This is a genomic window from Streptomyces sp. NPDC032822 (assembly GCF_055578825.1).
Genome location: NZ_JBVIOL010000007.1, coordinates 390321 through 416084, shown reverse-complemented (window position 1 = coordinate 416084; position 25764 = coordinate 390321). Strand labels below are relative to the sequence as shown.

The 25764-nt window shown below is 70.8% G+C and carries 27 protein-coding genes and 1 pseudogene; 20 read left to right on the top strand and 8 right to left on the bottom strand.

Features of this window, described 5'->3' with window-relative positions; genetic code table 11:
- Position 1: 1 nt before the first annotated feature.
- The 11 genes from ACZ5VD_RS22420 to ACZ5VD_RS22370 all read left to right on the top strand — a co-directional run bounded on the left by ACZ5VD_RS22420 (position 2) and on the right by ACZ5VD_RS22370 (position 9100).
- Positions 2-358 (top strand): TadE/TadG family type IV pilus assembly protein, encoded by a 357-nt coding sequence (locus tag ACZ5VD_RS22420; protein WP_468547343.1) that lies wholly within the window; start codon positions 2-4, stop codon positions 356-358.
- Positions 359-368: 10 nt separating this feature from the next.
- The gene (locus ACZ5VD_RS22415; protein ID WP_468547342.1) at positions 369-1706 is read left to right on the top strand and encodes a CpaF family protein; all 1338 of its coding nucleotides are present in this window, start codon (positions 369-371) and stop codon (positions 1704-1706) included.
- An 11-nt stretch (positions 1707-1717) separates the two neighbouring features.
- Positions 1718-2662: a type II secretion system F family protein gene (locus tag ACZ5VD_RS22410; RefSeq protein WP_468683024.1), complete on the top strand. Its 945-nt coding sequence runs from the start codon at positions 1718-1720 to the stop codon at positions 2660-2662.
- Between the two features lie 19 nt (positions 2663-2681).
- On the top strand, positions 2682-3569 hold the full coding sequence (locus ACZ5VD_RS22405) for a DUF5936 domain-containing protein (protein ID WP_468547340.1): 888 nt from the start codon (positions 2682-2684) through the stop codon (positions 3567-3569).
- A gap of 5 nt (positions 3570-3574) precedes the next feature.
- On the top strand, positions 3575-4957 hold the full coding sequence (locus ACZ5VD_RS22400) for a sensor histidine kinase (protein WP_468683023.1): 1383 nt from the start codon (positions 3575-3577) through the stop codon (positions 4955-4957).
- A gap of 14 nt (positions 4958-4971) precedes the next feature.
- On the top strand, positions 4972-5736 hold the full coding sequence (locus ACZ5VD_RS22395) for a response regulator (protein WP_468683021.1): 765 nt from the start codon (positions 4972-4974) through the stop codon (positions 5734-5736).
- Between the two features lie 106 nt (positions 5737-5842).
- The gene (locus ACZ5VD_RS22390) at positions 5843-6040 is read left to right on the top strand and encodes a Flp family type IVb pilin (RefSeq protein WP_468683019.1); all 198 of its coding nucleotides are present in this window, start codon (positions 5843-5845) and stop codon (positions 6038-6040) included.
- Positions 6037-6636: a pilus assembly protein TadG-related protein gene (locus tag ACZ5VD_RS22385; protein ID WP_468683086.1), complete on the top strand. Its 600-nt coding sequence runs from the start codon at positions 6037-6039 to the stop codon at positions 6634-6636. The genes ACZ5VD_RS22390 and ACZ5VD_RS22385 overlap by 4 nt, the downstream gene beginning before the upstream one ends.
- Positions 6637-6670: 34 nt before the next feature.
- Positions 6671-7255: a hypothetical protein gene (locus tag ACZ5VD_RS22380; RefSeq protein ID WP_468683016.1), complete on the top strand. Its 585-nt coding sequence runs from the start codon at positions 6671-6673 to the stop codon at positions 7253-7255.
- 8 nt (positions 7256-7263) lie between these two features.
- Positions 7264-7881: an OmpA family protein gene (locus ACZ5VD_RS22375; protein ID WP_468547334.1), complete on the top strand. Its 618-nt coding sequence runs from the start codon at positions 7264-7266 to the stop codon at positions 7879-7881.
- 184 nt (positions 7882-8065) lie between these two features.
- A complete protein-coding gene (locus ACZ5VD_RS22370) occupies positions 8066-9100 on the top strand; it encodes an alpha/beta fold hydrolase (protein ID WP_468683014.1) in 1035 nt (344 codons plus the stop codon).
- A 2-nt stretch (positions 9101-9102) separates the two neighbouring features.
- On the opposite strand, the gene ACZ5VD_RS22365 is transcribed toward ACZ5VD_RS22370, so the two are convergent.
- Positions 9103-9507 (bottom strand): DUF192 domain-containing protein, encoded by a 405-nt coding sequence (locus tag ACZ5VD_RS22365; RefSeq protein WP_468547332.1) that lies wholly within the window; start codon positions 9505-9507, stop codon positions 9103-9105.
- Between the two features lie 437 nt (positions 9508-9944).
- On the bottom strand, positions 9945-10484 hold the full coding sequence (locus tag ACZ5VD_RS22360; protein WP_468547331.1) for a DinB family protein: 540 nt from the start codon (positions 10482-10484) through the stop codon (positions 9945-9947).
- A gap of 94 nt (positions 10485-10578) precedes the next feature.
- On the opposite strand from ACZ5VD_RS22360, the gene ACZ5VD_RS22355 reads away from it, so the two are divergent.
- Positions 10579-11352: a methyltransferase domain-containing protein gene (locus ACZ5VD_RS22355; RefSeq protein WP_468683012.1), complete on the top strand. Its 774-nt coding sequence runs from the start codon at positions 10579-10581 to the stop codon at positions 11350-11352.
- A 24-nt stretch (positions 11353-11376) separates the two neighbouring features.
- On the opposite strand, the gene ACZ5VD_RS22350 is transcribed toward ACZ5VD_RS22355, so the two are convergent.
- Complete coding sequence (locus tag ACZ5VD_RS22350; protein ID WP_468683009.1) at positions 11377-12528, bottom strand: winged helix DNA-binding domain-containing protein; 1152 nt, start codon at positions 12526-12528, stop codon at positions 11377-11379.
- A gap of 660 nt (positions 12529-13188) precedes the next feature.
- Between ACZ5VD_RS22350 and ACZ5VD_RS22345 the strand changes: the two genes are divergently transcribed.
- The 8 genes and pseudogenes from ACZ5VD_RS22345 (at position 13189) to ACZ5VD_RS22310 (ending at position 20716) form a co-directional block, all read left to right on the top strand.
- Positions 13189-13962 carry an isoprenyl transferase gene (locus tag ACZ5VD_RS22345; RefSeq protein ID WP_468547328.1) on the top strand — a complete coding sequence of 258 codons (774 nt, stop codon included), beginning with the start codon at positions 13189-13191 and terminating at the stop codon, positions 13960-13962.
- Positions 13963-14284: 322 nt separating this feature from the next.
- A complete protein-coding gene (locus ACZ5VD_RS22340; protein WP_468547327.1) occupies positions 14285-15610 on the top strand; it encodes a PhoH family protein in 1326 nt (441 codons plus the stop codon).
- Positions 15611-16026: 416 nt separating this feature from the next.
- Positions 16027-16713 carry an aggregation-promoting factor C-terminal-like domain-containing protein gene (locus ACZ5VD_RS22335; RefSeq protein WP_468547326.1) on the top strand — a complete coding sequence of 229 codons (687 nt, stop codon included), beginning with the start codon at positions 16027-16029 and terminating at the stop codon, positions 16711-16713.
- A gap of 124 nt (positions 16714-16837) precedes the next feature.
- Positions 16838-18163, top strand: a complete 1326-nt coding sequence (locus ACZ5VD_RS22330; RefSeq protein WP_468683007.1) for an AI-2E family transporter — start codon at positions 16838-16840, stop codon at positions 18161-18163.
- Positions 18164-18401: 238 nt separating this feature from the next.
- Positions 18402-18794 (top strand): annotated as a pseudogene (locus ACZ5VD_RS22325) (LysR substrate-binding domain-containing protein); the annotation flags it as partial.
- Between the two features lie 181 nt (positions 18795-18975).
- Positions 18976-19821: a MarR family transcriptional regulator gene (locus ACZ5VD_RS22320; protein WP_468547324.1), complete on the top strand. Its 846-nt coding sequence runs from the start codon at positions 18976-18978 to the stop codon at positions 19819-19821.
- A gap of 51 nt (positions 19822-19872) precedes the next feature.
- Complete coding sequence (locus tag ACZ5VD_RS22315; protein ID WP_468547323.1) at positions 19873-20283, top strand: roadblock/LC7 domain-containing protein; 411 nt, start codon at positions 19873-19875, stop codon at positions 20281-20283.
- Positions 20284-20287: 4 nt separating this feature from the next.
- Entirely contained in the window at positions 20288-20716 is a 429-nt protein-coding gene (locus tag ACZ5VD_RS22310) for a hypothetical protein (protein WP_468547322.1), read from the top strand.
- 40 nt (positions 20717-20756) lie between these two features.
- On the opposite strand, the gene ACZ5VD_RS22305 is transcribed toward ACZ5VD_RS22310, so the two are convergent.
- The 5 genes from ACZ5VD_RS22305 to ACZ5VD_RS22285 all read right to left on the bottom strand — a co-directional run bounded on the left by ACZ5VD_RS22305 (position 20757) and on the right by ACZ5VD_RS22285 (position 25605).
- Entirely contained in the window at positions 20757-23099 is a 2343-nt protein-coding gene (locus tag ACZ5VD_RS22305; RefSeq protein ID WP_468547321.1) for an ABC transporter permease, read from the bottom strand.
- Entirely contained in the window at positions 23096-23785 is a 690-nt protein-coding gene (locus tag ACZ5VD_RS22300; protein ID WP_468547320.1) for an ABC transporter ATP-binding protein, read from the bottom strand. Before ACZ5VD_RS22300 ends, ACZ5VD_RS22305 begins: the two co-directional genes overlap by 4 nt.
- On the bottom strand, positions 23782-24306 hold the full coding sequence (locus ACZ5VD_RS22295) for a PadR family transcriptional regulator (protein WP_468547319.1): 525 nt from the start codon (positions 24304-24306) through the stop codon (positions 23782-23784). Before ACZ5VD_RS22295 ends, ACZ5VD_RS22300 begins: the two co-directional genes overlap by 4 nt.
- A gap of 94 nt (positions 24307-24400) precedes the next feature.
- A complete protein-coding gene (locus ACZ5VD_RS22290; RefSeq protein ID WP_468547318.1) occupies positions 24401-24655 on the bottom strand; it encodes a type II toxin-antitoxin system antitoxin in 255 nt (84 codons plus the stop codon).
- Complete coding sequence (locus tag ACZ5VD_RS22285; protein ID WP_468547317.1) at positions 24652-25605, bottom strand: SPFH domain-containing protein; 954 nt, start codon at positions 25603-25605, stop codon at positions 24652-24654. The genes ACZ5VD_RS22290 and ACZ5VD_RS22285 overlap by 4 nt, the downstream gene beginning before the upstream one ends.
- Positions 25606-25764 lie beyond the last annotated feature (159 nt).

The window sequence follows — 25764 nt, the reverse complement described above, 5'->3', positions numbered from 1 at the left end:
GATGGCGTACCACGGCAACAGGCGCGACCGCGGTCAGGTCGCCCTCGAATACCTCGGGTTCATCCCGATCCTGGTCCTCGTCGCGCTGGCCGGCGTACAGCTCGGGATCATCGCGTACGCCGCCCAGCAGGCCGGCACGGCCGCCCGGGCCGGGGCCCGCGCCGCCTCCCTCGACAGGGGCGCCCAGGAGGGCTGCCAGAACGCGGTCAGCGACTGGCTGGCCGACGGCACCGCCTGCTCCGCCGGGTTCGGCGGCGACGAGGTGACCGTCACGGCCACCGTCGACATCCCGTCGGTCGTCCCCGGCTGGACCTTCGACCCCGCCCGGAAGACCGCCACCATGCCGCTCGACCACTGAGGAAGCACCCATGAGCCTGCGGTCACGCATCAACTCCCCCGAGGAGAACGGCAGCCGGGGCGAGGACGGCCACCTCGTCGCCTCCTACCGGGCCAAGCTGCTGGAGGAGATCGACCTCGCGGAGATGAGCTCGCTGGCCGCGGCCGAGCGCCGGGCCCGCCTGGAGCGGGTGCTCGGGCACATCATCAGCCGCGAGGGCCCGGTCCTGTCCACGGTCGAGCGCTCCCAGCTGATCCGCCGGGTCGTCGACGAGGCGCTCGGCCTCGGCATCCTGGAACCGCTGCTCGAAGACGCCTCCATCACCGAGATCATGGTGAACGGGCCGGACGCGATCTTCGTCGAACGGGGCGGCCGGGTCGAGCAGTTGCCGCTGCGCTTCCCCTCCCACGACCAGCTGATGCAGACGATCGAGCGGATCGTCTCCACGGTCAACCGGCGGGTGGACGAGTCGAACCCGATGGTCGACGCCCGCCTGCCGTCCGGCGAGCGCGTCAACGTGATCATCCCGCCGCTGTCCCTCACCGGCGCCATCCTCACCATCCGCCGCTTCCCCCGCTCCTTCACGCTCCAGGAGCTGGCCGGCTTCGGCTCCCTCGACGAGCACATGCTGTACCTGCTGGCGGGCCTGGTGCACGCCCGGTTCAACGTCATCGTGTCCGGGGCGACGGGCACCGGGAAGACCACCCTGCTGAACGCGCTGTCGGGCCTCATCCCCGACACCGACCGCATCATCACCATCGAGGACTCGGCCGAACTCCAGCTCCAGCAGCGGCACGTGGTCCGACTGGAGGCCCGCCCACCGAACGTGGAGGGCCAGGGCCGGGTCACCATCCGCGACCTGGTCCGCAACTCGCTGCGCATGCGACCCGACCGCATAGTCGTCGGTGAGGTCCGCGGCGGGGAGTCCCTCGACATGCTCCAGGCGATGTCGACGGGCCACGACGGCTCGCTGGCCACCGTGCACGCCAACAGCGCGGAGGACGCGCTGATGCGGCTCAAGACCCTGGCGGCGATGTCCGAGACCGAGATCCCCTTCGAGGCGCTGCACGACCAGATCAACAGCGCGATCGACGTGATCATCCAGCTGACCCGGTTCGCCGACGGCGTCCGCCGCATCACCGAGATCGCCCTCCTCGACAGCCACGGCAGCGAGCCGTACCGCCTCGCCACGGTCGCCCGGTTCAACGCCCGGCCGATGGCCGCCGACGGCCGGATCTACGGCCGTTTCCAGTACTTCCCGCTGCCGCGCAGCACCGCCGACCGCCTCTACATGGCGAGCCAGCCCACACCCCAGGCCTTCGGCGTGGCCCAGTCGTCAGCCGAGCTCGCCACCCGAGAAGCCAGGTAGGAACCACCCCCATGGATCTCCAGACCCTCGACACGCTCACCACCGGCGTCGCGCTGCTGACCTGCGTGCTCGCCGTGATCGGCGTCCACACCTACGCCAAGGGCAGGGCGCAGCGGGCCGCACTCGTGGAGCGCCTGTCGGCCGCCGGCCAGATACCGGTCACCGGCCGCCGGCGCCACTTCCGCAACCTGGACCGCCGGGTACGCCGTACCGACCTCGGCCGGAAACTCGAACTCCGCCTCGCCGCCACCGGCCTGGACATCACCCCGGGAGAGTTCTTCGCCGGGATGCTCGCCGCGGTCGCCGGCCTCTGGCTGGTCGGGCAGGCCACCCTGGCCCCCTTCTTCGGCCCGATCGCCGGACTGCTCGGCATCTGGGCGGCGCTGCAGTTCCTCAGCTGGCAGCGGCAGAAACGCATCGAGAAGTTCATCAACCAACTCCCCGAACTGGCCCGCATCCTGGCCAACGCCACCCAGGCGGGCCTGGCCCTGCGGACGGCGATAGGGATGGCCGCGGAGGAGCTGGAGGCCCCGGCCGGCGAGGAACTCGCCAAGGTCGCCAACCAGTTGGCGGTGGGCGCGACCCTGGACGACGCGCTGGGCGAGATGGCCGAGCGGCTGCCCTCCCGCGAACTGGTCGTCCTGGTCACCACCTTGGTCCTGTCCAACCGCGCGGGCGGCCAGGTCGTCAGCGCCCTGCGCAACCTCACCGAGACGCTGGAGGAGCGCAAGGAGACCCGGCGCGAGGTCCGCACCCAGCTGGCCCAGGTGAACATGACGGCGTACGCCGTGCCCGTCCTGGGCGTGGGCTCGCTCTTCCTGATGAACGGCGTCAAGGACGGCGCCCTGGAACGCATGACGGGCTCACCGGTCGGCCAGGGCGCCGTCCTCATCGCGTTCTCGTTCTACGCCGTGGGGTTCGTCCTCATCCGCCGACTGTCCCGCATCGACGTCTGAGCGCCGGGGAGAACACACGATGGCACTCCTGCTCGCCCTGCTGATGGGCCTCGCCGTCTGGGGCATGTTCGCCGGCATCCGCATGTACCGGGCCGACGCCAAGCTCCCCAGCGACCTGATGCTGGCCCTGGAGGTCGGCTCCACCCGCACCGGCGCCGTGGACTCGCTGATCGACCGCATGGGCATGCGCTACGCCCCCGCCGTACTGCGCCTGATGGGCCCCGCCCAGGTCGCCAAGTACCGTCGCAAGATCGACCTCGCGGGCAACCCCGGCGGCCTGACGATCCACCGCTACGCCGCCCGCCGCGCGGTCTACGGCGCCCTCGGCGGCGTCGGCTTCCTGGTGTTCCTGCTGCGCGGCGACCTCCTGGTGGCCCTGTTGCTGCTGGCCTTCGGCGCCTTCTGGACGGAGGTCGGCATCTGGGCGGCGATCCGCATCCGCAAGGACGTCATCGAGCGCACCCTGCCGGACTTCCTGGACGTGCTCGCGGTGGTGGTGAGCGCCGGACTGGGCTTCCGCCAGGCACTCGATCGGGTGGCATCGCGGTACGAGGGCCCGTGGGCCGACGAACTCCGCATCACCCTGCGCCAGATGGACCTCGGCATGAGCCGCCGCCAGGCCTTCGCGGAACTGCGCCGCCGCAACGACTCCGACCAGGTCGCGATGTTCGTGACGGCCCTCCAGCAGGGCGAGGAGCTCGGCGCGCCGATCGTCGACACCCTGGTCTCCCTGGCGAAGGACATGCGCCGCACGGACGCCCAGAACGCCCGCCGCAAGGCCGCCCGGGCGGTCCCCAAGGCCACGATGATGATCACGACGTTCATGGTCCCGGCCACGATGCTCCTGCTGGGGGCGGGACTGCTGCTGGGCTCGGGCACGGACTTCGGGTCCATTACGGGGGATTAGGGGGCATGGTGAGGGCCAACGGACGCGCGGCCGCACCCGAGCAGGACAGCGGTACGGGTGGTGCGGGCGGTGCGGGTGAGAACACCGAGAACCCGACCGAAGGCCGGGCGCACCCGCACGCCCCCGCCCCCGTACCCGCCCCCGCGCTCCAGGTGAACGCCCTTCAAGCCATGTGCCGCCAGGTCTTCGGCTTCCGCCTCGCCATGATCGCCCTGGCCGCCCCCGCCGCCCTCCTCAACGCCCACCCCGGCCTCGGCGTCCGCCTGGTCGGCGGGGCCGTCGTCCTCACCTTCATGGGCTCCTACGTCCTGTTCCGGGACTGGGAACGCTTCGGCCCCCGCCTGCTGCGCCACCCCACCCTGCTGGCCGCCGACACCGTCCTGGTCTCCCTGCTCCTGATCTCCGCGGGCCCGGACACCACGATCGCCTACGTCAGCGTCTGCACACCCCTCCTCGCCGGCCTCCTCTACGGCTGGCGCGGCGCGGCCCTGTTCGCCTCGTTCCAGGCCCTGATCCTGCTGCTGGTCCACGCGACCCTCAAGGACGGTCCACAGGCCGCCCTGGCGGACCGGCTGCTCCTGCCCGGCCTCTGCGTCATCACCGGCGCCTTCGGCTCCACCCTGCGCAACCTGATGCTCCGCTTCGGCACGGCGACCCAGGCACTGGCCACCGTCCGCGCCCGGCTCGCCGTCACCGAGGCGGTCGGCGCCGAACGGGCCCGGCTGGCCCGCGAGATGCACGACTCCGTGGCCAAGACCCTGCATGGCGTGGCCCTCGCGGCCGACGGCCTGGCCCACTCGGCGGGCTCGGCCGACATGGACCCGGCCCGGGTACGGCAGCAGGCCGAACTCGTCGCCCGCGCCGCCCGCCGCGCCGCCGCCGAGTCCCGCGAACTCCTCACCGACCTGCGCCGCGAGACCGACCCGGCCCGCGCCACGGACGTCCTGTCCGAACTGGCCGCCCGCACCACGGAATTCACCGCCCGTACGGCCCTCCCGGCCACCTACCACCCCACCGGCGAGGCCACCGGCCCACCACCCCTGGCCCCGCCCGCCGTGGCCCGCCAACTCCTCACCATCGCCACGGAGGCCATGGAGAACGCCCACCGCCACGCCGCGGCCACCCGCGTGGACGTCCACGCCGGCGTCCACGGCGACCTGCTCCGCATCAGCGTGCACGACGACGGCCGCGGCCTCCCCCCGGACACCAGCCTCGAACACCTCCGCAGATCGGGCCACTTCGGCCTGGTCGGCATGGTCGAGCGTGCGGTGTCGGTCGGCGCCCGCATCGACATCGGCCGGGGAGAGGACACGAGCGGCACCCGGATCCTGGTGGAACTCCCCCTCTCGGCCCTGACCCCCACCCTCGCTCCCACCCCCACTCCATGAAAGGAGGCCGAGACATGCCGGACCGACAGACGTCCCCCCGCACCCCCCTGCGGATCGTGGTGGCGGACGACAACCCGGTGGTACGCGCGGGCCTCACCGCCCTGCTCTGCGGACACCCCGGCATCACGGTCGTCGCGGAGGCCGCCGACGGCCACGAGGCCTGCGAGGCGGCCCGCCTCCATCGCCCCGACGTGGTCCTCCTGGACGTCCGCATGCCCCGCATGGACGGCCTCACGGCCCTTCCCCACCTGGTGGGGATCGCCCCGGTCCTGATGCTGACGTACAGCGCGGAACCGGACGTGGTCCGGGAGGCCCTGCGCCTAGGGGCCGGCGGATACCTGGTCCACGGCGAGTTCACGGTGAACGAACTGGTCACGGCCGTACGGTCGGCGGCGATCCAGAAGAATGCGACTGCATACGAAAATCCGGACGCAATCACTCCACCCCAGAACACCGAACAACCCACTCGACCAGCCCTGTTCGGCCTTCGAGGGATTCCGTCCCCACGTATTTCCCGCAAAGTACTTTCACAACTGCAACCAAATGTGGGACAGTCGTCGAAGGTGCGGTTCCGGCTGAGTACCAGGGAGGTGGAGATCATGGACCTCATCGCGTCCGGGATGAACAACCAGCAGATCGCCGCCACCTGCTTCATCAGCGAGAAGACGGTCAAGAACCACATCAACCGGATCTTCGCCAAGCTCCACAGCACCAGCCGCTCCCAGGCCGCCGCGAAGTGGCTCGGCACGGCACCGAGTTCCTACCAGGAGCTGGGGTGACCCGTGACGAACCGGAATTGGGCCCAGGGACCCTCGGCAGGACAGGCGGTTCCGGCTTACGTTGGTCCCCTCGCTTGCCGGTCGGCCGCTGTCGGAGGGGAACACCATGAGCAACTGGATCAACACGACCGTCACCTACCTTCGCACCCGCGCGGCCCGGGACGACCGGGGTCAGACCGCGGTGGAGTACCTGGGGATCATCGCGGTGGTGGTGGCGATCGTGTTGGCTATTACGGGGACGGACATCGGCAACACGATCTACACCGCGATCACGGACAAGATCAACGAGGTCATCGGCGGCTGACTCGGCAGCACAGGTGGAATGACGCAGGGCAGGCCTTTCCCATCTACATCACGGTGGTGGCTGGTCTGCTCTTTCTCGCGTTCGCGTACCTCGCGGTCGGGCAGGCCGCGGCGAATCGGAACGGCGCACAAACGGCTGCCGACGCGGCGGCTCTGGCGGCGGCCCTGGACAGGCGCGATCAACTCGCCGCCAAGTGGGAGGAAGATGTACTCGATCCCACTCGGTGGCAGGACATCTTCGACGGTGAGGTGCCAGGACTCGTCGACTCCTGCGGGCGCGCCCACGAGCTTGCCGCGCAGAACGACGCAGCCGTGAATGGCTGTGGATCGCCGGTGCCTCTCGAATTCACGGTCGAGGTGCAGACCAACAAACCTGTCGGGGACTCCATCGTTCCGGGTACGGACAATCTGAAATCCACTGAATCCGCCACCGCTGTGATCGATCCGCTGTGCACGTTCGAGCTTCCCGGGGAGGATGCCGGGGATGACGTACTGCCCCAGCTCACCTGTCGGGACAGGGACTGGGAGCTGGATCCGGAGGACCTCATCGATCTCCCGGCCCCAGAGGATCTGTTCGACGTCCATCTGGCCGACTGACAAGCGAACGACGAGTGACGAAGGAAGCGGAGAGATGAGCAATCGGTTCACTGCGAGGGCCCGCAGGGGGATGGTCGCGTTGACCGTTGCGGCCGGACTGGCAGTCGGTGTGGCCGGCTGCGGCGGAGGTGGCGGCGACGACGACAAGAAACCGGAGACATCGGCGTCGGCCTCCCGAACCGGCGGGTCTGCTCCGAGTGCTCAGGACGGCGAGTCCGGTGAGCCGCTGGCAGAGCTGAAGGGGTCGAGCGGGCTGCTGCTCCAGATCACTTCCGCCGCACGCGATTCTGGTGGTTTCGTCACCATCGACGGCATCTTGAAGAACGATGGAGCCGAGCGCATCACCGTGCCCCCTGCGGTGAGGGGAGACGAGACGGAGATCCTTCGGCATGGCATGTCGCTCGGAGGCGCGACCCTCATCGACAGCAAGGACAAGAAGCGCTACTACGTGTTGCGCGACACCGATGGCCGTCCGCTCACGACGACCGGCTTCTCGTCGCTCAAGTCGGGCGAATCCATTGCGGTGTTCATCCAGTTCCCGGCGCCGCCAACGGGCTCGTCCGAGGTGACCTTCCAGCTGCCGACCTTCGCCAGCGCCACGATCACGATCTCTGGGTGAGGCCCACCATGAACCCCACGGCCCCCCGCCTCACCCTCGCCGTCCTCCTCGCCGGCGCCCTCCTCACCCCCACGGCCGCCCACGCCGACGACTCGCCCAGCGTTCCGCCCGGCACCGAGCCCTCCGCGGCCGCCCCCGTCAACGTCGACTCCAACGACCCCGACCTGAAGCTTCCCGAGGGGGCCACTCTCGCTGAGGCCAAGGTGTTGGACATCAAGCAGGTCGTCGAGGACCAGAGCGGTGACGAGCGCCGCGAGGACACCAACGCGGACGTGAAGTTCGCGCTCCAGGCGGAGGTGCTGTTCGGCAAGGACAGCGCGAAGCTGAGCGCGGAGGCGAGGGCCCGTATCTCCGGGATCGCCGCGGAGATCAACACGCAGAACGCGACGAGGATCCGCGTGTTCGGCTTCACGGACAACCTGGGCTCCTCCGCCCACGGAGACGTCCTGTCGAAGAAGCGCGCCAACGCCGTACAGGACGTCCTGGGCCAGGAGTTGAACGACCCGAACATCACCTTCGAGGTGCGCGGCTACGGCGAGCAGTACCCGATCTCGTCGAACGCGACGGAGACCGGCCGCAAGAAGAACCGAAGGGTCGAGGTCTCCTTCCCGCGCTCGGCGGACTGAGAAGCGGGCGAACCCGTGCACGAGCGGCAGGCAGGAGAGCAGCCCGCCGGTCGCGGACCCCATCGGCACGAGGAACGGCAGCGCGACACCGTCGCCGGACGCCGCAGTGGTGTCGGCAGGTACACCCTCCGCCGGGTGTGCAGGGCCATCGTGGGACGACGAGGACGCTCGTAGCGTCGTCGGCATGACGGACAACGCGACACATCTCACGGATCTGACGCACGGCGACATGCCCTCGCGGCGCCACGCGCTGCGGCTCGCCGCATCGGCAGGCGGCGCCGCCCTCGCGGTCGGCGTGGGCGCGGGGACCGCCGGCGCCACGGGACGCACCCGCCCCGGCACGGGCACCGGCACCGGCACTCACACCCGCACCGGCATCCGCACATACGTCCTGGTGCACGGCACCCACAGCGCCGGCGCGTTCTGGACCGCGATCGGCAGGGAACTGGCGCTGCGCGGGCACCGGGTCGTCGCGGTGGACCAACCACTGCACGGCACCGGGAAGTTCATCCCGGAGGCCTACCAGGCACAGGATCTGCGGGCCCTGGCGACGGAGCCCTCACCGGTCGCCGCACTCACCCTGGACGACTTCGAGCGACGGGTGACGGGCGCCGTACGCCGTGCCGCGCGTCTCGGCGGTCCCGTCGTGCTCGTCGGCCACAGCATGGGAGGCCTCTCGGTGAGCAGGGTCGGCGACGCCGTGCCCGGACTCCTCGCGCACCTCTGCTACCTGGCCGCGTTCTGCCCGAGCCGCGAGATGCCGTCCCTGGACGCGTGCGCGACCTCGCCCGAAGGGCAGCTCTCCATCACGCCGTTGGAGCAGATGATCGGGGACCCGGGCAAGCTGGGGGTGCTGCGCCTCAACTGGCGTACCTCCAGCCGTCGCGATCTCGCCGTCTTCAAGGAGATGATCTGCGCGGACCACACGGACGCCGAGTTCCTGAGGGTGCTGGAGGGCATGCAGACGGACGAGTCGGTGACGGCGTACGCGGACCGGGCGGTGGGCCGTGCGCACACCTGGGGCCGGGTTCCCCGTACGTACATCAGGTGCGGCAAGGACCGGACCGTGTCACCGGAGCTTCAGGACCGCATGATCGCGGAGGCCGACGCACTCACCCCCGACAACCGCTTCACGGTGCACAACCTCCCGAACGCCGGCCATCTCGGCCCGTCCGACCCGACCCGGGTGACGGACCTGCTCCACAACCTCCCGCTGTAGCCCTACGAGTCCCCCCGCACCTCGTCCCGCACCACATCCCGTACCTCCACCCGCGCCCCCACCCGCAGCCCCCACCCCGCCATCGCCCCGGCCTCCGCCTCCAGCACCTGCCGGGCCCGGGGCCGCGGCAGTCCCAGTCGGCCCGGCCGCATGGTGCGTACGGCGATCACCTTGAGGTTCCGGTCCAGGTACGCCACGTCGATGGGCATCCGCATCCGGAAGGTGTGCACGCTGTTGGCGGGCGTCAGCAGCAGCGCGCCGTCCACCGAGTCCCGCCCCAACAGCCCCTTGGTCCGGGCCCGGTAGGACGCGGCGATCTCCAGCGGGACATCGACGACCGCCCCGTCCGTACCGCGCACGACCAGCCTGCCCCGCCCGTCACGCCCACCCCGCCCGCGCCACCCCATATCCGAGCCACCCCTTCCGCCTCATCCTCATCCTCCTCTTCCTCCATGCCCCCTCCATACGGGACCCGGCGACTGCTGTGGCCGACAATCGCCCGCCAGACGGAGACGAGGCACTGCGATGCGGAAGATCGTCCTGATGATGGGGGTCTCCCTCGACGGCTACATCGAGGGACCCGGCCGTGTCATCAACTGGCATCGCGTCGACGCGGAACCGCGCCGGCACATGAACGACACGATCGGGCGGCGGGGCGGCCCGCTGCACGGCCGGGTGGTGTACGAGCTGATGGCCGCGTACTGGCCCACCGCCGACACCGTGATCCTCCAGCCCGCCGGCGACGAACCGGTCCCGGGTTTCGCGCGGTTGCGCGGTTCGCGTGCCAGGGCGAGAACGTCCACGACCCGCTGGTGCTGCCGGTGCCCGGGGAGAGCGTGGCCGGTCAGGCCGGGCGGTGATCCCCCGTCGAGCCGTCGACGAGTTCGCGCAGGATGTCCATGTGGCCCGCGTGTCTCGCGGTCTCCTCGATCAGGTGGACCAGCACCCAGCGCAGGGACACCACGTCGGCGGGCCGCCAGGACGGGCTGCCCAGGTCGTCCAGTGAGCGGGCGGCGATCATGCGGTCGGCGGCGGTGCGGGCGCGGCCGTAGAACTCGACGATCCGGTCCGTCGGGTCGTCCTCCGTGCGCATGTCCTCCTCGGTGTTCGGGTCGAACCAGAGCGGCTCGACCTCACCGCCGAAGGTCTCCACGAACCAGCCGTACTCCACGGACGCCAGATGCTTCACCAGGCCGAGGAGGCTGCTGCCGGACGGGGTGACCCGTCGCCGCAGCTGCTCGTCGTCCAGGCCCTCCAGCTTCCACAGCACCGCGTCCCGGTGGCGGTCCAGGCTCGCGCGCAGCGTCTCCTTCTCCCCGCCCGCGAAGGGCATGCCGGAAGCACCCCGCACAGCCTCTGTTCCGTGATCGTCCTGGCTCGTCATGCGCGAAAAACTAGCAGCGCCCACTGACAACTCCCTGCGACGATCGGCCCATGAACCGCCTCCTCTCGGACCGCTTCCCCTCGGACCGCTCCTCATGAACCGCTTCGAGGAGCTCGTCGCCGAAGGCGCCGCCGTGCCCACCGACGGCTGGGACTTCTCCTGGTTCGAGGGGCGGGCCACCGAGGCGCGCCCCTCCTGGGGCTACGCGCGCTCCAAGGCCGGCCGGCTGGGCGCCGCGACCGCCGCGCTTGACCTCCAGACCGGGGGAGGGGAGGTCCTGGACTTCGCTCTCGGGGCCGCCCCGAAGGCGCCGGCGCTCATCGTCGCCACCGAGGGCTGGCCGCCGAACGTGGCCAGGGCCACCGCCCTGCTCCGCCCGCGCGGTGTCGCCGTCGTCGCCTCGCCGGACGACGCGCCGCTGCCTTTCGCGGACGCGGCCTTCGACCTTGTGGTCAGCCGCCACCCCGTCCGCCCGAACTGGCCGGAGATCGCCCGTGTTCTGGAGCCCGGAGGCACCTACTTCGCCCAACACGTGGGCCCCGCCAGCGTCTTCGAGCTGAGCGAGTACTTCCTCGGGCCGCTGTCGGAGGGACAGCGCGCCGGCCGTCGTCCCGACCGCGAACGCGTCGACGCCGAGGCCGCGGGTCTGGAGATCGTCGACCTGCGTGCCGAGCGCCTCCGCATGGAGTTCCACGACATCGCCGCCGTCGTCCACTTCCTGCGCAAGGTGGTGTGGATTGTCCCGGGCTTCACCGTCGAGGAGTACGAGCCCCGGCTCCGTGCCCTGCACGGACGGATCGAGTCCGAGGGCCCCTTCGTCGCGCACAGCAGCCGCCACCTCTTCGACGCCCGCAAGTCGGCGCCGTAGATCCGGCGGAGCCACGCGGCCGGTTCAGGCGTGCGGCCCCGTCGTGACCTCCCCGATCACCAACTCCGCCGTCGCCTCCAGCACTTCGCCCACCCGCTCCGCCCGCTCGCCCAACTCCCTTTCCTGTCGCGCCGTCAGGCGGCCGAGCGGCTCCACCGTGACGGTCGTCCGCCGTCCCCGGCGCCGCTGGTGCCACACCCCGGCCACCACGCCGTCGACGAGCAGCACGGGATGGTTGCCCGCCTGGCCGCCCGCCAGGGCCCGTCGGTACGCGGCCCCGGGGAACAGGAGTTCACGCGGCTGCGCGGCGATGCCGTACGCGTCGAAGTAGGGGAGCAGCCGTACGCCCCGGACCGACCCGTCGGGGAAGTCGGTGTCGCCGGCCGCCACCCACGCCGGTGCGCCCTCGAAGTCGACCTCCTCGATCTCACCCGCCCCCGCCAGCTCCCGGAACAGCCCGCCGGCCCAACCGGCCGGTGCGGCGAGCCACTTGGCGAAGTACGCCGGCGTGGCGGGCCCGTAGGCGCGCAGATAGCGGCGTACCAGCTCACCCACCGCCTCCCGGGGCGGCAGCGGGTCGAAGTACGGCGGGCGGGTGTACGTCACCTTGCGGCCCTGGTTCGGGCCGAAGCACAGGGCACCCGACTGGCCGGCCCGGTGCAGGACCTGCCGCCAGCGCGGCCACAGGCCCTGGAAGGCGGGCATCACCGGGTCGCCGGCCCAGGGGCCGGTACGGGCGACGACCGCCTCGGTCAGTTCGTCGACGGTCAGGCACACGCCGTCCAGGGCGTCCCCGATCGCCGCGACGATCTGCTCCTCCTGTTCGCCGGTGACCCGGACGTCGGCGGCGAAGGGGCTCGCGCCCGAGGGCACGGCCGTCAGCGCGGCGCTCCACAGCGGCAGTTCGCGCGCGGCGAGCAGATGCACGGTCCCGCGCGGGCCGTGTGTCTTCACCAGGGACCGTTCCTCCCACAGCGCCGCCCGGACGTCCGCCCGGGTCGTCCCGGTGCCCCGCACCCCCACCGACATCTCCGCGGCGGACAGCACCTGCGCGTGTGTGGCGAGCATCGCGGCGACGATGTCGACGACCGGGGCGGCGGCCTCGGCGGGCGTGGCCAGGAACTGGCGTTCCAGTCGCCGGGCGCTGGCCTGGTCCCACGTGATTCTCAGCGTCATACGCCGACGGTAGGACCGAACGAGGTCGGATCCTGTCCTAGTTCGCCTTGTGCCGGTTCGGTGATGGTTTGCCGGAAAGGCGTAATCTTACCGCTTCGCCCCGTACATCCATGGCTCCACAGGGTTTCCACATTGTTATCGCAGGTCTCTCGCCTCGACCTCGCCTCTCCCGTAAGTTCGGACCAAGGTAATTCGCGTGAGCAAAGCGGCGCGGACGGCACCGTGCGGCGGAGGGGGCCGCGCGGTGCCGCGTCAAGGCCGCGCACACCCCGGGGTCACCCGGGAGAGGGAAGCGCACCAAACCTCCCGGATCTCCCCGCCACCCACCCGATTCCCCTGGGAATCCGCTGCGTTCCGGCCATGGAGCGGCCCTGAAGGGGCCCCGAACGGCCATCTGGCCGTCGCCGCCCGACTGCGGAGAGTAGTTGTGGCACGCCGATGCGCGCAGCATCACTTACGAAGGGTTATGGTGGAAACCCCCCCTCGGGCCGGTCCGTATCCCCCCCACGGACCGGCCCGTTTTTTGTGCCCGGACGGGGTACCCGCCCAAGACGCCCGAGGGGCACCGGGGCACCCGAACCCACCCGCATCCCAAGGGACACGCCCGCGATACCCTTCGGTCCGCGGGGACCGCCACCGTTCGGAGGGGCTGACAATCACGTGAACCTGCGCGACAAGCTGCGCGGCCTGCTCGTCAGGCTGTACGCACGCCGGGTGGAGGGTCACCTGGACCACGCCCAGGTGCCCAAGCACATCGGCGTCGTCATGGACGGCAACCGGCGCTGGGCCAAGGCCGCCGGTTCCACCACCGCCCAGGGTCACCGCGCCGGTGCCGACAAGATCGAGGAATTCCTCGGCTGGTGCACCGAGACGGACGTCGAGGTCGTCACCCTCTGGCTGTTCTCCACGGACAACTTCGACCGGCCGCAGGAAGAGCTCGTACCGCTCTTCGGCATCATCGAGGACGTCGTCCGCTCCCTGGCCTCCGACGGCCGCTGGCGCGTGCACCACGTCGGACTGCTCGACCTGCTGCCCGAGGGCATGCAGCGCACCATCAAGGAGGCCGAGCAGGCCACCGAGAAGGTCGACGGGATAGTGGTCAACGTCGCCATCGGCTACGGGGGCCGCCAGGAGATCGCCGACGCGGTCCGCTCGATGATCCTCGACGCCGCCGACAAGAGCACCTCCATGGAGCAGCTCGCCGAGTCGGTGACCGTCGACGCGATCGGCCGCCACCTCTACACCGGTGACCAGCCCGACCCCGACCTGGTGATCCGTACCAGCGGCGAACAGCGGCTGTCCGGATTCATGCTGTGGCAGACGGCCCACTCGGAGTACTACTTCTGCGAGGTCTTCTGGCCGGCCTTCCGCAAGGTCGACTTCCTGCGCGCCCTGCGTGACTACGCGGCCCGCCACCGGCGCTACGGCGGCTGAGGCGCCGGTCCCGGCGGAAGCCCGACGTACCCCGTTCGGGGTGGAAGTAACAAGGAGTTCACCAGTGCGCCGCCCTATGTGCTGGCATGGCGGCGCATGTTCGAGGGCATAAGCCAAGCAGGTCGACGCCCGAACCACGGGTGTCGTATCTCAGCGGACGGCACGGGGCCGTCCGCCCGGGAGGCCCTTTGCACCAGCCCGACCGTGCGGTGACTGCGCGGACGACGCGGAGGGCCGGTTCTCGGCCCGTGCAGGGCGGCCGAGTACCGGTCCAGCTCCACTCCGTCGCTCCCCGACCTCATCCGAGGGGGTACGTCCTTCCGTGGTGACCAGCACAAAGCGCCGTATGCCAGACCGGCGCACCTATGTTCTCGACACCAGCGTCCTGCTGGCCGACCCGAACTCCCTGACCCGCTTCGACGAGCACGAGGTAGTGCTCCCCATCGTCGTGGTCACGGAACTGGAGGCCAAGCGGCACCATCCCGAGCTCGGCTACTTCGCCCGGCAGGCACTGCGCCTGCTGGACGACTACCGGGTGAAGTTCGGTCGCCTCGACGCCCCCATCCCCATCGGGGAACTCGGCGGCACCGTCCGTGTCGAGCTCAACCACTCGGACCCCAGCGTGCTGCCTTCGGGCTACCGCCTGGGTGACAACGACTCCCGCATCCTCGCCGTGGCCCGCAATCTGCAGGCCGAGGGGTTCGACGTCACGGTCGTGTCGAAGGACCTCCCGCTCAGGATCAAGGCGTCCTCGGTCGGTCTCCTCGCTGAGGAGTACCGCGCCGAACTCGCCATCACGGGCTCCTCCGGCTGGAACGGAATGTCCGAACTGACCCTGCCCGGCGAGCAGGTGGACATCCTCTTCGAGGAGGGACACGTCTATGTGCCCGAGGTCGCCGACCTCCCCGTGCACACCGGTCTGACCATCCAGTCGGAACGGGGCAAGGCCCTCGGCCGGGTCGGCGCCGACGGCAACATCCGCCTCGTGCGCGGCGATCGGGAGGCCTTCGGCATCAAGGGCCGCAGCGCCGAGCAGCGCATCGCGCTGGATCTGCTGCTCGACCCGGACATCGGGATCCTGTCCATGGGCGGCCGGGCCGGCACCGGCAAGTCCGCGCTCGCGCTCTGCGCCGGCCTGGAGGCGGTCCTGGAGCGCCGCCAGCACAAGAAGGTGATGGTCTTCCGGCCGCTGTACGCGGTCGGCGGACAGGAACTGGGCTATCTGCCCGGCTCCGAGGCCGACAAGATGGGCCCCTGGGCCCAGGCGGTCTTCGACACGCTGTCCGCGGTCACCAGCCGCGAGGTCATCGAGGAGGTCACCGCGCGCGGGATGCTGGAGGTACTCCCGCTCACCCACATCCGCGGCCGTTCCCTGCACGACGCGTTCGTGATCGTGGACGAGGCGCAGTCACTGGAACGGAACGTCCTGCTGACCGTTCTGTCCCGGATCGGCGCGAATTCGCGGGTCGTTCTGACCCACGATGTGGCGCAAAGGGACAATCTGCGGGTCGGCCGCTATGACGGCGTCGTCGCCGTCGTGGAGAAACTGAAGGGGCATCCGCTCTTCGCCCACGTCACGCTGACGCGGTCCGAGAGGTCCCAGATCGCGGCCCTTGTGACCGAAATGCTGGAGGACGGACAGGTCTGACCCGCACGCCCCATCTCGGGGTGGTTACGCGACAGTTGGCGTCGCCCGGAAAGGCAAGGAGCCTAGCCGGGCGGCGCTTTCGCGTGTGGAGGTTTCTCGAAATCCCCAGGGGCAAACGGGATGTGAGCTTTCACACGCAACTCGGAATTGCCTTGCGCCGTCCGGTTACGGCAGAGTCTCACTCCTGTCAGGCCCCGCATACGACACACCTGTGCCCCCAGCGGTACGGCACCACAGCAACACCACACCAATTCCATAGCGTCGTCGTATGCCGCCCGTGTCACCGCGTGCCGCTCCCCCAGGGGAGTTGCCCACCGGGCCCGCGCCTCCGTGACCCAGCAGTGGGGAGGCCAGTGCCAGGGGCACGATTGCGTCCGCCAGGGTCACCGGGGCGGACGATGCTGGAAGGAAACCGTGTGAGCCCGATTTCGGTCCGGGGATTCGCAGTGGCCTCTGCCACCGCGGTCACCGCAGTCGGAAGCGTCGTCGGTGTTGCCTCGGGCAGCACCGCGCAGAACAACGACGCCGCCGACGCGACGGCAGCCGACTCGACGCTCCTCGCGGACATCCCCGCGGGTCAGCAGGCCCAGGTGCAGACCGCGTCCCTGACGCAGCAGGCAGACACCCAGGCCATCGCCGCCGATGCGAGCGCCAAGAAGGTTGCGGAGGAAGCGGCCCGAAAGGCTGCCGCCCAGACCGCGATCGACAAGAAGGAAGCGGCCGAGAAGGCCGCCCAGGCGGCCAAGGAGCGCGCCGAGGCCAAGACCAAGGCCAGCAGGGACGCCTCCAGCTTCCCCGTGCAGAGCTCGTACACCATCGCGCAGATCCAGGCGATGGCCCAGGCCGTGGTGCCGAGCGGCCAGTACCAGTGCTTCAGCAACATCGTGGACCACGAGTCCAGCTGGAAGTACACGGCCGTGAACGCCTCCTCCGGCGCCTACGGTCTCTTCCAGGCACTGCCCGGCTCCAAGATGTCGTCCGTCGGCTCCGACTGGCGGACCAACCCGGCCACCCAGATCAAGTGGGGCCTCAACTACATGGACAGCCGCTACGGCAGCCCCTGTGAGGCCTGGTCCTTCTGGCAGGCCAACAACTGGTACTGAGCCGTTTCCCGCTCAACCTCGCAGAGCCCCTTCCCGTCATACGGGGAGGGGCTTTCGCCATGTACGGTCGGTGCGGACGAATCCGGGGGGACCGGTGGGGAGCGACGGGGGAAGAGGACGGATCATGTCGCGAGTGCCAGGGTGGCTCGGTCGGCTCGGCGCCGGACTGACCGAGATGGGTGAGCGGTTCGGCGAGCGCCGCGCCGAGGCGGAGCGCGAGCACGCCGAGGCGGAGGAGCGCGACCTGCCCCCCGACCACCGTGCGGCGCCCGCGGACCCCACGCCGGTGGTCGCGGTGGTCCGCCCGGATCCCGCACAGGCCGTGCCGTGGGGAGTCCGGGTCGCCGCCGAGGCCGGCTGGCGACTGCTCGTCCTCGCCGGCACCGTCTGGGTCCTCATGCGGATCATCAGCGCCGTACAGCTGGTGGTGCTGGCCTTCGTGGCGGCGCTGCTCATCACCGCGATGCTCCAGCCGACGGTCGGACGCCTCCAGCGGCTCGGCTTCCCCCGCGGGCTCGCCACCGCGCTCACCGCGATCCTCGGCTTCGTCGTCATGGGGCTGATCGGGTGGTTCGTGACCTGGCAGGTCATGGAGAACATCGACAACCTCTCCGACCAGGTCCAGGACGGCATCGACGAGCTGCGCAAGTGGCTGCTCAACAGCCCCTTCCACGTCACCGACAAGCAGATCAACGACATCGCCGAGAACCTGCGCGAAGCGGTCGGCGCCAACACCGACCAGATCACCTCGGCGGGCCTGGAGGGCGTCACCGTCGTCGTCGAGGCGCTCACCGGCATCCTGCTGGCGGCCTTCTCCACACTGTTCCTCCTCTACGACGGCCGGCGCATCTGGGAGTGGACGCTGAAGCTGGTGCCCGCGGCGGCCCGGCCGGCCATGGCGGGCGCGGGCCCGCGCGCCTGGCGCACCCTGACGGCGTACGTCCGCGGCACGGTGCTCGTGGCGCTCATCGACGCCATCTTCATCGGCCTGGGCATCTACTTCCTGGACGTCCCGATGGCCGTCCCGCTCGCCGTCTTCATCTTCCTGTTCGCCTTCATCCCGCTCGTCGGCGCGGTGGTCTCCGGCGCGCTCGCGGTGGTCGTCGCGCTGGTGACCCAGGGCGTCTTCACGGCCGTCCTGGTACTGGCGGTGGTCCTGGCCGTCCAGCAGATCGAGGGCCACATCCTCCAGCCGTTCATCCTCGGCCGCGCGGTCCGCGTCCATCCCCTCGCCGTCGTCCTGTCGGTCGCCGCGGGCGGCATGGTCGCCGGGATCGGCGGCGCGGTGGTGGCGGTGCCGCTGGTGGCGGTGACCAACACGGTGGTCGGCTATCTACGGGCGTACTCCCACGAACCGGCGCTGAGGACGTCCCCGAAACCGCGGGGCGCCACCGCGGTGCGGACATCACCGGCGGAGCCCCCGCCCACGGACCCGCCACCAACCGCCTGACGCCTTCGTGGCGCCTGCCGTCCGGCTCGCCCTCGTGCCGGGCGATGTCGGCCATGCGCGGGAGCACCGGCTCGACGTCCGGTGCGGGCCGAGTCGGCTCCGTGTTCCTCTTCCGTGAGACACCGGGCGTACGGCTTGCGGGAGTGGAGGACTCGGCCGAGTCGGTCGGAGGTGGCTGTCGGTGGCCGTGGGCCGGAAGAGACGGCCCCGTCTCGCCCGGTGGAGGCCCTTCAGCGCCGTCCCGCGCGAGGCGCTGGGGGAGCTCGACCCGGTGCTCCTGGATGAAGGGCACTGTCTGCGCGAGCAGGCTCTCGGCATCTGCCGGGAGGCGGGCCGCGCGGACGCCGCGGTGACCACCACCGCGGCCGGGCTGTCCACGCTGGTCCGGATCGTCTCGGGCGGCCCCGGCGTCACCCTGCTCCCGCGCACCGCCGTCCCGGTCGAGACGGCCCGCGACGACCGGCTCCGCGCCGCCCGCTTCACCGAACCCGCCCCCGGCCGCCGTATCGCCCTCGCCCTGCGTACCGGCGCGGCCCGGGGCGCGGAGGACTCGGAACGGGCCGCCGCGTTGCGGGAAGCACGGCGACTGCCGCCCGTACGGGTGGGGGATGCGGCGGAGAACAAGGCGTGAAAACCGGTGTGGCGATCGTTCAAATGAGCACCGGACAAAGGCAGTCGGGCATCCGGAAGACGCAACTTCCGCCAGTCGGCGACAGCACGCGATACCCCGTCCGGAATATGCGCCCGGCCTGATACACATTCCTCCTTCAGCGCTACGCGTCAGGCGTGTGTGCGAAAGGCCGAGGGGTGTGATGTCGGGCTACGAGTTGCTCGCGCCGGCCCTGGCCGGATGCGGCCAGGGCGGCTTCACCGGGGAGCTGCGGATCGCCGGATCGCCCGGCGGCACCTTCCATCTCCGGGACGGACTCGTCGTCGCCGTGGAGTCCCCGGGCGCGCCGGGCCCGGAGGCGCTGCTGCTGCGGTCCGGGCGGGTCAGCGGAGAACAGTGGACCGAGCTGGTGCGGGAGTCCGGCGGCTCGCGCTGGCCGGCGACCGCGCTGGTCGCGCACGGCTACGCGGGGGCCGCCCAGCTCCGGGTGGTCTGCTCGATGGCCCTGCACGACGCGGCCTTCGCGATCGTCGCGGGCCGGGTCGAGGACTGTGAACGCGCCCTGGTGGACGAGCCGTTCGCGCAGGTCCCGGTGGGGGAGCGGCCCGCACGGCTGCTGCGGGAGGCGACCCGCAAGATCGCCGCCGTCGCCGCCCTGCCCCGTCCGGTGCGCCCCGACCGCGACCGTCCGGTGCCCGCGGCCCGCTCGACGGAGGGCTCCGCGGAAGGACAGCTCTCCGCTCTCCGGCGGGAGTTGCTCGCCCACGCCGACGGCCGCCGTACCGCCCGGGACCTCGCGTTCCGGACCGGGCGCGGGGTCTACACCGTCACCGTCGAGGTCGCCCGGATGCTCGCCGAGGGACTCCTGGAGCTGCCCGGGTCGCCGGGGCCGCTCCCGGTGCTGCGGCTGCCCCCGGACGGCCAGGGTGTCCGCCGGCGGCACCCGTCACCCGCCGAACCGGTCCCGGCCCCGCCGCAGGACCCGGCCGGTCTGCCCCGCCGCAAACCCGGCGGCTTCTTCCGGATGCGGAACGGAACCCCCAAATGACCGAACCCGAGAATCCGATCAGATGCGAACAGGAATAGGGGAGTTGGATACATGGATCACCAAGCCCTCGCGCTGGAAATGCGCGGCTTACGGGAACAGGTCACCGGAATCACCGACACGGCCGTCGCCGCCGCCGACGGGCTTCTGATAGCCGCCGACACCGCCGACACCATCGACCCGGAGGGCCTCGCCGCCCTCGCCGCGGCCGGCCTCGGCCTCGCCCGCCGGACCGCCGAGGCGACCGCCCGCGGCACCCTGCGCCGGACGGTGACCTACGGCAGCCACGGCTGCGCGGCCTTCTACGCGGTCGGCGACACCGCGCTGATGGTCGTCCTGGGCGACGAGGGGATCGACGTGGACCAGCTCCACCGGGCGACCCAGCCGACCCTGCGCCGTATCGACTCGATCCTCACCGGCACCGCACCTCACAAAGCGCATCGGAAAGCAGCTGAAGGAGTCTGAAGGGATGGCGACAAAGCGTATGACCTCCGGTTTCTCCGATCAGGTGATGGGCCTGGTCAAGTCCCTCCGCACCGATGCCCCCGACTGTGTCGCCTCCGGCGTGGTCGACATGGCCACCGGCATGCTGCTCTCCTACGAGACCGTCGAGAACCACCCGCCGGAGGTCCTCGACCTGCTGGCGGGCGCGACCCTCGACCTGTTCCAGGGCCGTACGGTCGTGATGATCGAGGACGTGTTCAAGGAACGCCGCGGGATCAGCAGCGACAACCACTTCTTCCAGGAGATCCTGGTCAACAGCGAGAACCTCACGCACCTGTTCGTGCGGATGACCGAGCAGCAGGACGTCGTGGCCGTGGTCGTCTGCCGCAAGTCCGTGAACGTCGGCATGCTGTTCGCGCAGGTCCGGCGGGTGATCCGGGAGTACAGCCTGTGAGACCGCAGCGGGCCCCTCCCACCGGAGGGGCCCGTCCTCGCTACTCGGTCCGCAGCCCGTCCGGCCGCATCAGCCGCAGCAGCGGCGGCAGGCTGAGCAGCGTCACCACCAGGACGACCGCGGCGCCGACGCCCGTCATGGACAGCACGCTCGGCCAGTCCACCCGTACGGTCGTGTCCGCCATCCGCAGCAGGACCGCGCCCAGCGTCAGCCCCACCGCCGAGGCCAGCAGCAGGCCCAGCGCGATCGGGATCGCCGTCTGCCACAGCACCGACAGACTCAGCGTGCGCCGCCGGGTACCGAAGGCGACCAGGGACGACAACAGCTTCTTGCGCTCGCGCAGTTGCTCCAGCTGCGACACCAGCAGACTCGCGCCGATCAGCGCCAGTACGGCCGCGGCGCCGGCGAACAGTCCGGTGCGGATGGCGGTGTACTTGTCCGCCCGCTGTTCCGACTGCCAGACCATGGGCTCGGTCAGCGGATCGATGGTCGCCGCCGTGTTGCGCACCCGGTCCCACACGTCCGGCACGGACTCGTCGAGCTTCAGGTAGATCTGGCCCTCCAGCGCCGGAGCGGCCGTGGCCGGGAGCGCCTGCGGGGTGATGAGGAAGCCGCCCCGCCGCGAACCGGTCGGGTCCAGGCGGCCCTTGGCCTGCTTCAGTCCCGCCGGCACCACCCAGGGGGTCTCCGCCTTCTTCGGTTCGCCCGCGAAGGACGGGTCGAAGAAGAGCGTCCGGCCGGCCTTCGCCATCCGCGGGGTCGCGTCGTCGGTGTCGTAGTCACCACCGGGCACGGCGAACACGTCCCCCGCCTCGCACGAGGGCAGTTCGGCCACCTCGCGCAGCGCCGCGCAGTCCCCGACGGTGACCTGGGCGCTGAGGAGCGGGTCGTTGTGCCGTTCGGCGACGTAGCCCTCGGAGTAGCCGTAGATCCGGCGCACGCCCTCGGTCCGCCGGAACTTCTCGGTGGCCTGTTCCAGCGGTGTCCCGTCGGGCACCGTCACCTGCATCTGGGCCAGGGCGACGTCGTAGCCGGTGTTCTTCGTGTAGTCGCTCTCCACCCCGGCGAACAGCATCTGCAGCGCGATGGCCCCGGCCACCGCCACCGCAATGCCGTTGACCATCCGGGCCGCCGTGCCGCTGCTCAACTGGAGCCTGCGCACGGCCAGTTGCCAGGCCACACCGCCTCCGCCGAGCCGTCCGACGACGGCCTCCACGATCCACGGGAGCAGCGCGGTCACCCCGACGAGCAGCAGGATGACACCGCCGATGACCAGGTACTGGTTGAAGTCGCCGCCGTCACGGCCCTGGCCGATCATCGGGGCGAGCATCCCGAGCCCGGCCAGCGGCAGCAGCAGCCGCCACCACAGCCGGCGCCGCGCGGGCTTCGCCGTACGCACCACGCCGAGCGGCTCGATCACCACCCCGCGCAGCGCGAACAGCGTGACCAGCACGGCGGCCGTCGGTACGGCGAGTCCCACCAACAGAGCCAGCGCGGGGGAGGGGTTGAGGTAGCTCGGGAACACGCTGACGTCGAACACCTCGACCGAGCCCGCCACCTGACGTCCGATCAGGAAGAAACCGGCGCCGAGGACCAGGCCGAGCACCGCGCCCGCGAGGGCCTCGCCGGCCGCGATCCGCCGGGCCGACCTGCTGTCGGCGCCGACCAGGCGGAGCGCCGCGAGCCGCCGGTCCCGCCGCTCGCCACCGAACCGTACGGCCGCGGCGATGAACACGGCGACCGGCATCAGCAGCACCACGAAGACGACCAGGATGAGCAGGAGCAGCACGGGGTCGGTCTGCTCCTCGGACGGGTCCGGATCCCCGAACGAGTCGATCCGGGTGATCCGGCCGGTGTCGATCGTCCGTTCCGCGAGCGTGTCGGAGCCCCGGTAGAAGGCGAGTTCGGCGGAGCCGATCAGTCCGCTCTCGCCGATCGTGCCGACGATCGGGTTCGGCAGCCGCTCCCGCAGCAGTTTCCCGCCGTCCGACTCCAGCAGCCTCTTCAGCGCGGGGGAGACGACCAGCTCGCCCGCCGCCGGGAACTTCGACACGCCGGGCGGCAGCGGTGCCTGTGCCCCCTCGGGCTGCAGATCCCGCCCCCGGACGTCCTTGTCGCGGAAGGTCGTACCCGTACTGGCGACCAGCAGTGTGTTGTCCGCCTTCGGCATGACCTTGCCGGTGTAGGTGAAGTCCGTGCGCGCGTTCTCCCGCTCGTGCCGGACCTCCAGCGCGTTCGGCAGCGCGGTCGTCAGCAGCAGCAACGCCACCCCGAGCCCGACCCCGACGGCCGTCAGCGAGGCCCGGATCCAGCCCTCACGCCCGCCCGCGAAGGCGAACCTGACCCCCATGGACAGGTCCCTGCCCCATTGCCGCAGGCTCATACGACCCGCTCCATGTCCCGGGACTTCCCGTCCCGGACGACGATCTCGCGGTCGGAGTAGGCGGCCACCCGCGCCTCGTGCGTGACCAGCACGACGGCCGCGTTGGTGGACCGGGCCGCCTCGGTGAGCAGCTCCATCACCCGCTCGCCGTTGAACGAGTCGAGCGCGCCGGTCGGTTCGTCGGCGAACAGCACACGCGGGTTGGTGACGAGGGACCGGGCGACGGCGACCCGCTGCCCCTGCCCGCCGGACACCTCACCGGGCCGCTTCCTGCGCAGGTCGTCGACCTCCAGCCGCTCCATCCACGTCAGGGCGGCCCGCTCGGCCTCCTTGCGGGAGGTGCCGTTCAGCCGCAGCGGCAGGGCGACGTTCTCCACGCAGGTCAACTCGGGCACCAACTGCCCGAACTGGAAGACGAACCCGAACTCGCTGCGCCGGAGCGCACTGCGCTGGGCGTCGTTCATGGTGGCCATCTCGTGCCCGTTGTAGAGGATCGACCCGGAGTCGGGCGTCACGATCCCGGCGAGACAGTGCAGCAGGGTCGACTTGCCGGACCCGGAGGGGCCCATCACGGCGACGACCTCACCGGGGTGGATGGAGAACTCGGCACCGTCGAGTGCGGCGGTCGGGCCGTAGACCTTGCGCAGGTCCTGGGCCGCGAGCAGGGAGCCGGCGGGGGCGTTCACTTGGCCACCACCTCGGCGAGTCGCCCCAGTCGCGCGGCCGTCAGCTCCAGCCAGCGCAGATCCGCCTCCAGATGGAACAGGGCGTGGTCGCAGATCAGCTGGTCGGCCAGATCGCCCTTGCGCTTGCGGTCGGTGAGGATCCGCATCATGCGCAGATGCTCGGCACGCTGGGTGTCGAGGATGTCGCCCGCGTCGCGCCCGGTGAGCAGCGCCAGGACGACCTTGGTGTACAGCGTCGACTGGAGGTACGGCTCCGGCTTCTCCGGCGTCGCGAGCCAGCGCTGCACGTCGGTGATGCCGGCCTCGGTGATGGCGTACCGCTTGCGCTCCGGGCCGCCGCCGGGTTCGATCCCGTCGACCTCGACGAGGCCGTGCTTGAGGAGGCGGGACATCGTCGAGTAGACCTGGCCGTAGTGCAGCGGCCGGTCGTGACCGAACTTCTCGTCGAAGGCCCGCTTCAGGTCGTAACCGTGTCGGGGGCCGGACTCCAGGAGTCCCAGGAGGGTGTGACCGATGGACATGCCAAGGAATGTACATGGGGTGTATACGCCGCATGTATACATGGAGTGTTTAGGTCATGGCGGGGCGTGTGAACGCGCAGGTCGGAGGCGATTGTCACGGTTCTGCGACGGGCCCGGAACCGCCGGGCGGACGCCCCCGCCGGGGCAGCGGCCCGGTCTCCTTGGGGAGCCGCCCGGCGTCGGCCAGGGCCTTGCGCAACAGGAACTCGATCTGCGCGTTGGCCGACCGCAGCTCGTCGCCCGCCCACCGGGCGAGCGCCTCGTACACCGACGGGTCCAGCCGCAGCAGCACCTGCTTGCGCTGCTGCGGCCGACGCTGAGGGGCCGGGCCCTCGGACGGGTCCGTCACTGGTAGAGCGTCCCCGTGTTGAGGACCGGCTGCGGTGCCCGGTCGCCGCACAGCACCACCATCAGGTTGGACACCATCGCCGCCTTGCGCTCCTCGTCCAGCTCCACGATGCCCTGCTCGGCGATCCGGGCGAGCGCCGCCTCGACCATGCCCACCGCTCCGTCGACGATCTCCCGCCGGGCCGCCACGACCGCCCCGGCCTGCTGCCGCTGGAGCATCGCCGAGGCGATCTCGGGCGCGTACGCGAGGTGCGTGAAGCGGGACTCGATGATGGAGACGCCGGCCGCCTCCACGCGCGCGTGCAGTTCGACGGCCAGCTTCTCGGTGATCTCCTCGGCGTTGCCGCGCAGCGAGAGACCGTCCTCCTCGTGGGCGTCGTAGGGGTACTCGATGGCGATGTGCCGTACGGCCGCCTCGGTCTGGGTGGAGACGAACTCCAGGAAGTCGTCCACCTCGAAGGTGGCCTGCGCGGTGTCCTCGACCCGCCACACCACGACCGCGGCGAGCTCGATCGGGTTGCCGTAGGCGTCGTTGACCTTGAGGACGGCGGTCTCGTGGTTGCGGACCCGGGTGGAGACCTTCTCGCGCGAGGTGAGCGGGTTCACCCAGCGCAGTCCGTCCTCGCGGATCGTCCCCCGGTAGCGCCCGAAGAGCTGGACCACCCGGGCCTCGCCCGGCGCGACCGTGTTCAGACCGCACATCGCGATGAAGGCGGCGAGGGCGATCACGATGCCGCCGATGATCAGGGCGGCCTTGGCGCCGGTCGCGGTGACCGTCGTGGCGGCGACGATCATCCCGATGCCGACCAGCAGGCCGATCAGCCCGAGAAGCAGCGCGAGGGCGCCGCCGATGCTGTGCGCGGGGAACTCCCGCACGCGTGGATCGGGCATGCGGGGCACGTCGGCGCCGGGGTCCTGGGTGGTGGGGTCGGGTGTGGAGTGTGCGGACATGGGGTCCCCCGGTTCTCGTACGGCCTGCTTCGTGCCTAGCGTCGTTCTAGCTAAGTGATATCACTTTACCCCGCTGTGGCAACCCTCAAGCCCTCTCGGCCGTCGTTCTTTGCGGCGGGTGCTGATTGTCACGTCCGCAAAAGACCGGATCGAAGGCCC

Bases quoted from the DNA above. Each gene is read 5' to 3' on its own strand.
- ACZ5VD_RS22420 (WP_468547343.1), top strand. From the start codon at position 2: ATGGCGTACCACGGCAACAGGCGCGACCGCGGTCAGGTCGCCCTCGAA.
- ACZ5VD_RS22415 (WP_468547342.1), top strand. From the start codon at position 369: ATGAGCCTGCGGTCACGCATCAACTCCCCCGAGGAGAACGGCAGCCGG.
- ACZ5VD_RS22410 (WP_468683024.1), top strand. From the start codon at position 1,718: ATGGATCTCCAGACCCTCGACACGCTCACCACCGGCGTCGCGCTGCTG.
- ACZ5VD_RS22405 (WP_468547340.1), top strand. From the start codon at position 2,682: ATGGCACTCCTGCTCGCCCTGCTGATGGGCCTCGCCGTCTGGGGCATG.
- ACZ5VD_RS22400 (WP_468683023.1), top strand. From the start codon at position 3,575: ATGGTGAGGGCCAACGGACGCGCGGCCGCACCCGAGCAGGACAGCGGT.
- ACZ5VD_RS22395 (WP_468683021.1), top strand. From the start codon at position 4,972: ATGCCGGACCGACAGACGTCCCCCCGCACCCCCCTGCGGATCGTGGTG.
- ACZ5VD_RS22390 (WP_468683019.1), top strand. From the start codon at position 5,843: ATGAGCAACTGGATCAACACGACCGTCACCTACCTTCGCACCCGCGCG.
- ACZ5VD_RS22380 (WP_468683016.1), top strand. From the start codon at position 6,671: ATGAGCAATCGGTTCACTGCGAGGGCCCGCAGGGGGATGGTCGCGTTG.
- ACZ5VD_RS22375 (WP_468547334.1), top strand. From the start codon at position 7,264: ATGAACCCCACGGCCCCCCGCCTCACCCTCGCCGTCCTCCTCGCCGGC.
- ACZ5VD_RS22370 (WP_468683014.1), top strand. From the start codon at position 8,066: ATGACGGACAACGCGACACATCTCACGGATCTGACGCACGGCGACATG.
- ACZ5VD_RS22365 (WP_468547332.1), bottom strand. From the start codon at position 9,507: ATGGGGTGGCGCGGGCGGGGTGGGCGTGACGGGCGGGGCAGGCTGGTC.
- ACZ5VD_RS22360 (WP_468547331.1), bottom strand. From the start codon at position 10,484: ATGACGAGCCAGGACGATCACGGAACAGAGGCTGTGCGGGGTGCTTCC.
- ACZ5VD_RS22355 (WP_468683012.1), top strand. From the start codon at position 10,579: ATGAACCGCTTCGAGGAGCTCGTCGCCGAAGGCGCCGCCGTGCCCACC.
- ACZ5VD_RS22350 (WP_468683009.1), bottom strand. From the start codon at position 12,528: ATGACGCTGAGAATCACGTGGGACCAGGCCAGCGCCCGGCGACTGGAA.
- ACZ5VD_RS22330 (WP_468683007.1), top strand. From the start codon at position 16,838: ATGTCGCGAGTGCCAGGGTGGCTCGGTCGGCTCGGCGCCGGACTGACC.
- ACZ5VD_RS22320 (WP_468547324.1), top strand. From the start codon at position 18,976: ATGTCGGGCTACGAGTTGCTCGCGCCGGCCCTGGCCGGATGCGGCCAG.
- ACZ5VD_RS22315 (WP_468547323.1), top strand. From the start codon at position 19,873: ATGGATCACCAAGCCCTCGCGCTGGAAATGCGCGGCTTACGGGAACAG.
- ACZ5VD_RS22310 (WP_468547322.1), top strand. From the start codon at position 20,288: ATGGCGACAAAGCGTATGACCTCCGGTTTCTCCGATCAGGTGATGGGC.
- ACZ5VD_RS22305 (WP_468547321.1), bottom strand. From the start codon at position 23,099: ATGAGCCTGCGGCAATGGGGCAGGGACCTGTCCATGGGGGTCAGGTTC.
- ACZ5VD_RS22295 (WP_468547319.1), bottom strand. From the start codon at position 24,306: ATGTCCATCGGTCACACCCTCCTGGGACTCCTGGAGTCCGGCCCCCGA.
- ACZ5VD_RS22285 (WP_468547317.1), bottom strand. From the start codon at position 25,605: ATGTCCGCACACTCCACACCCGACCCCACCACCCAGGACCCCGGCGCC.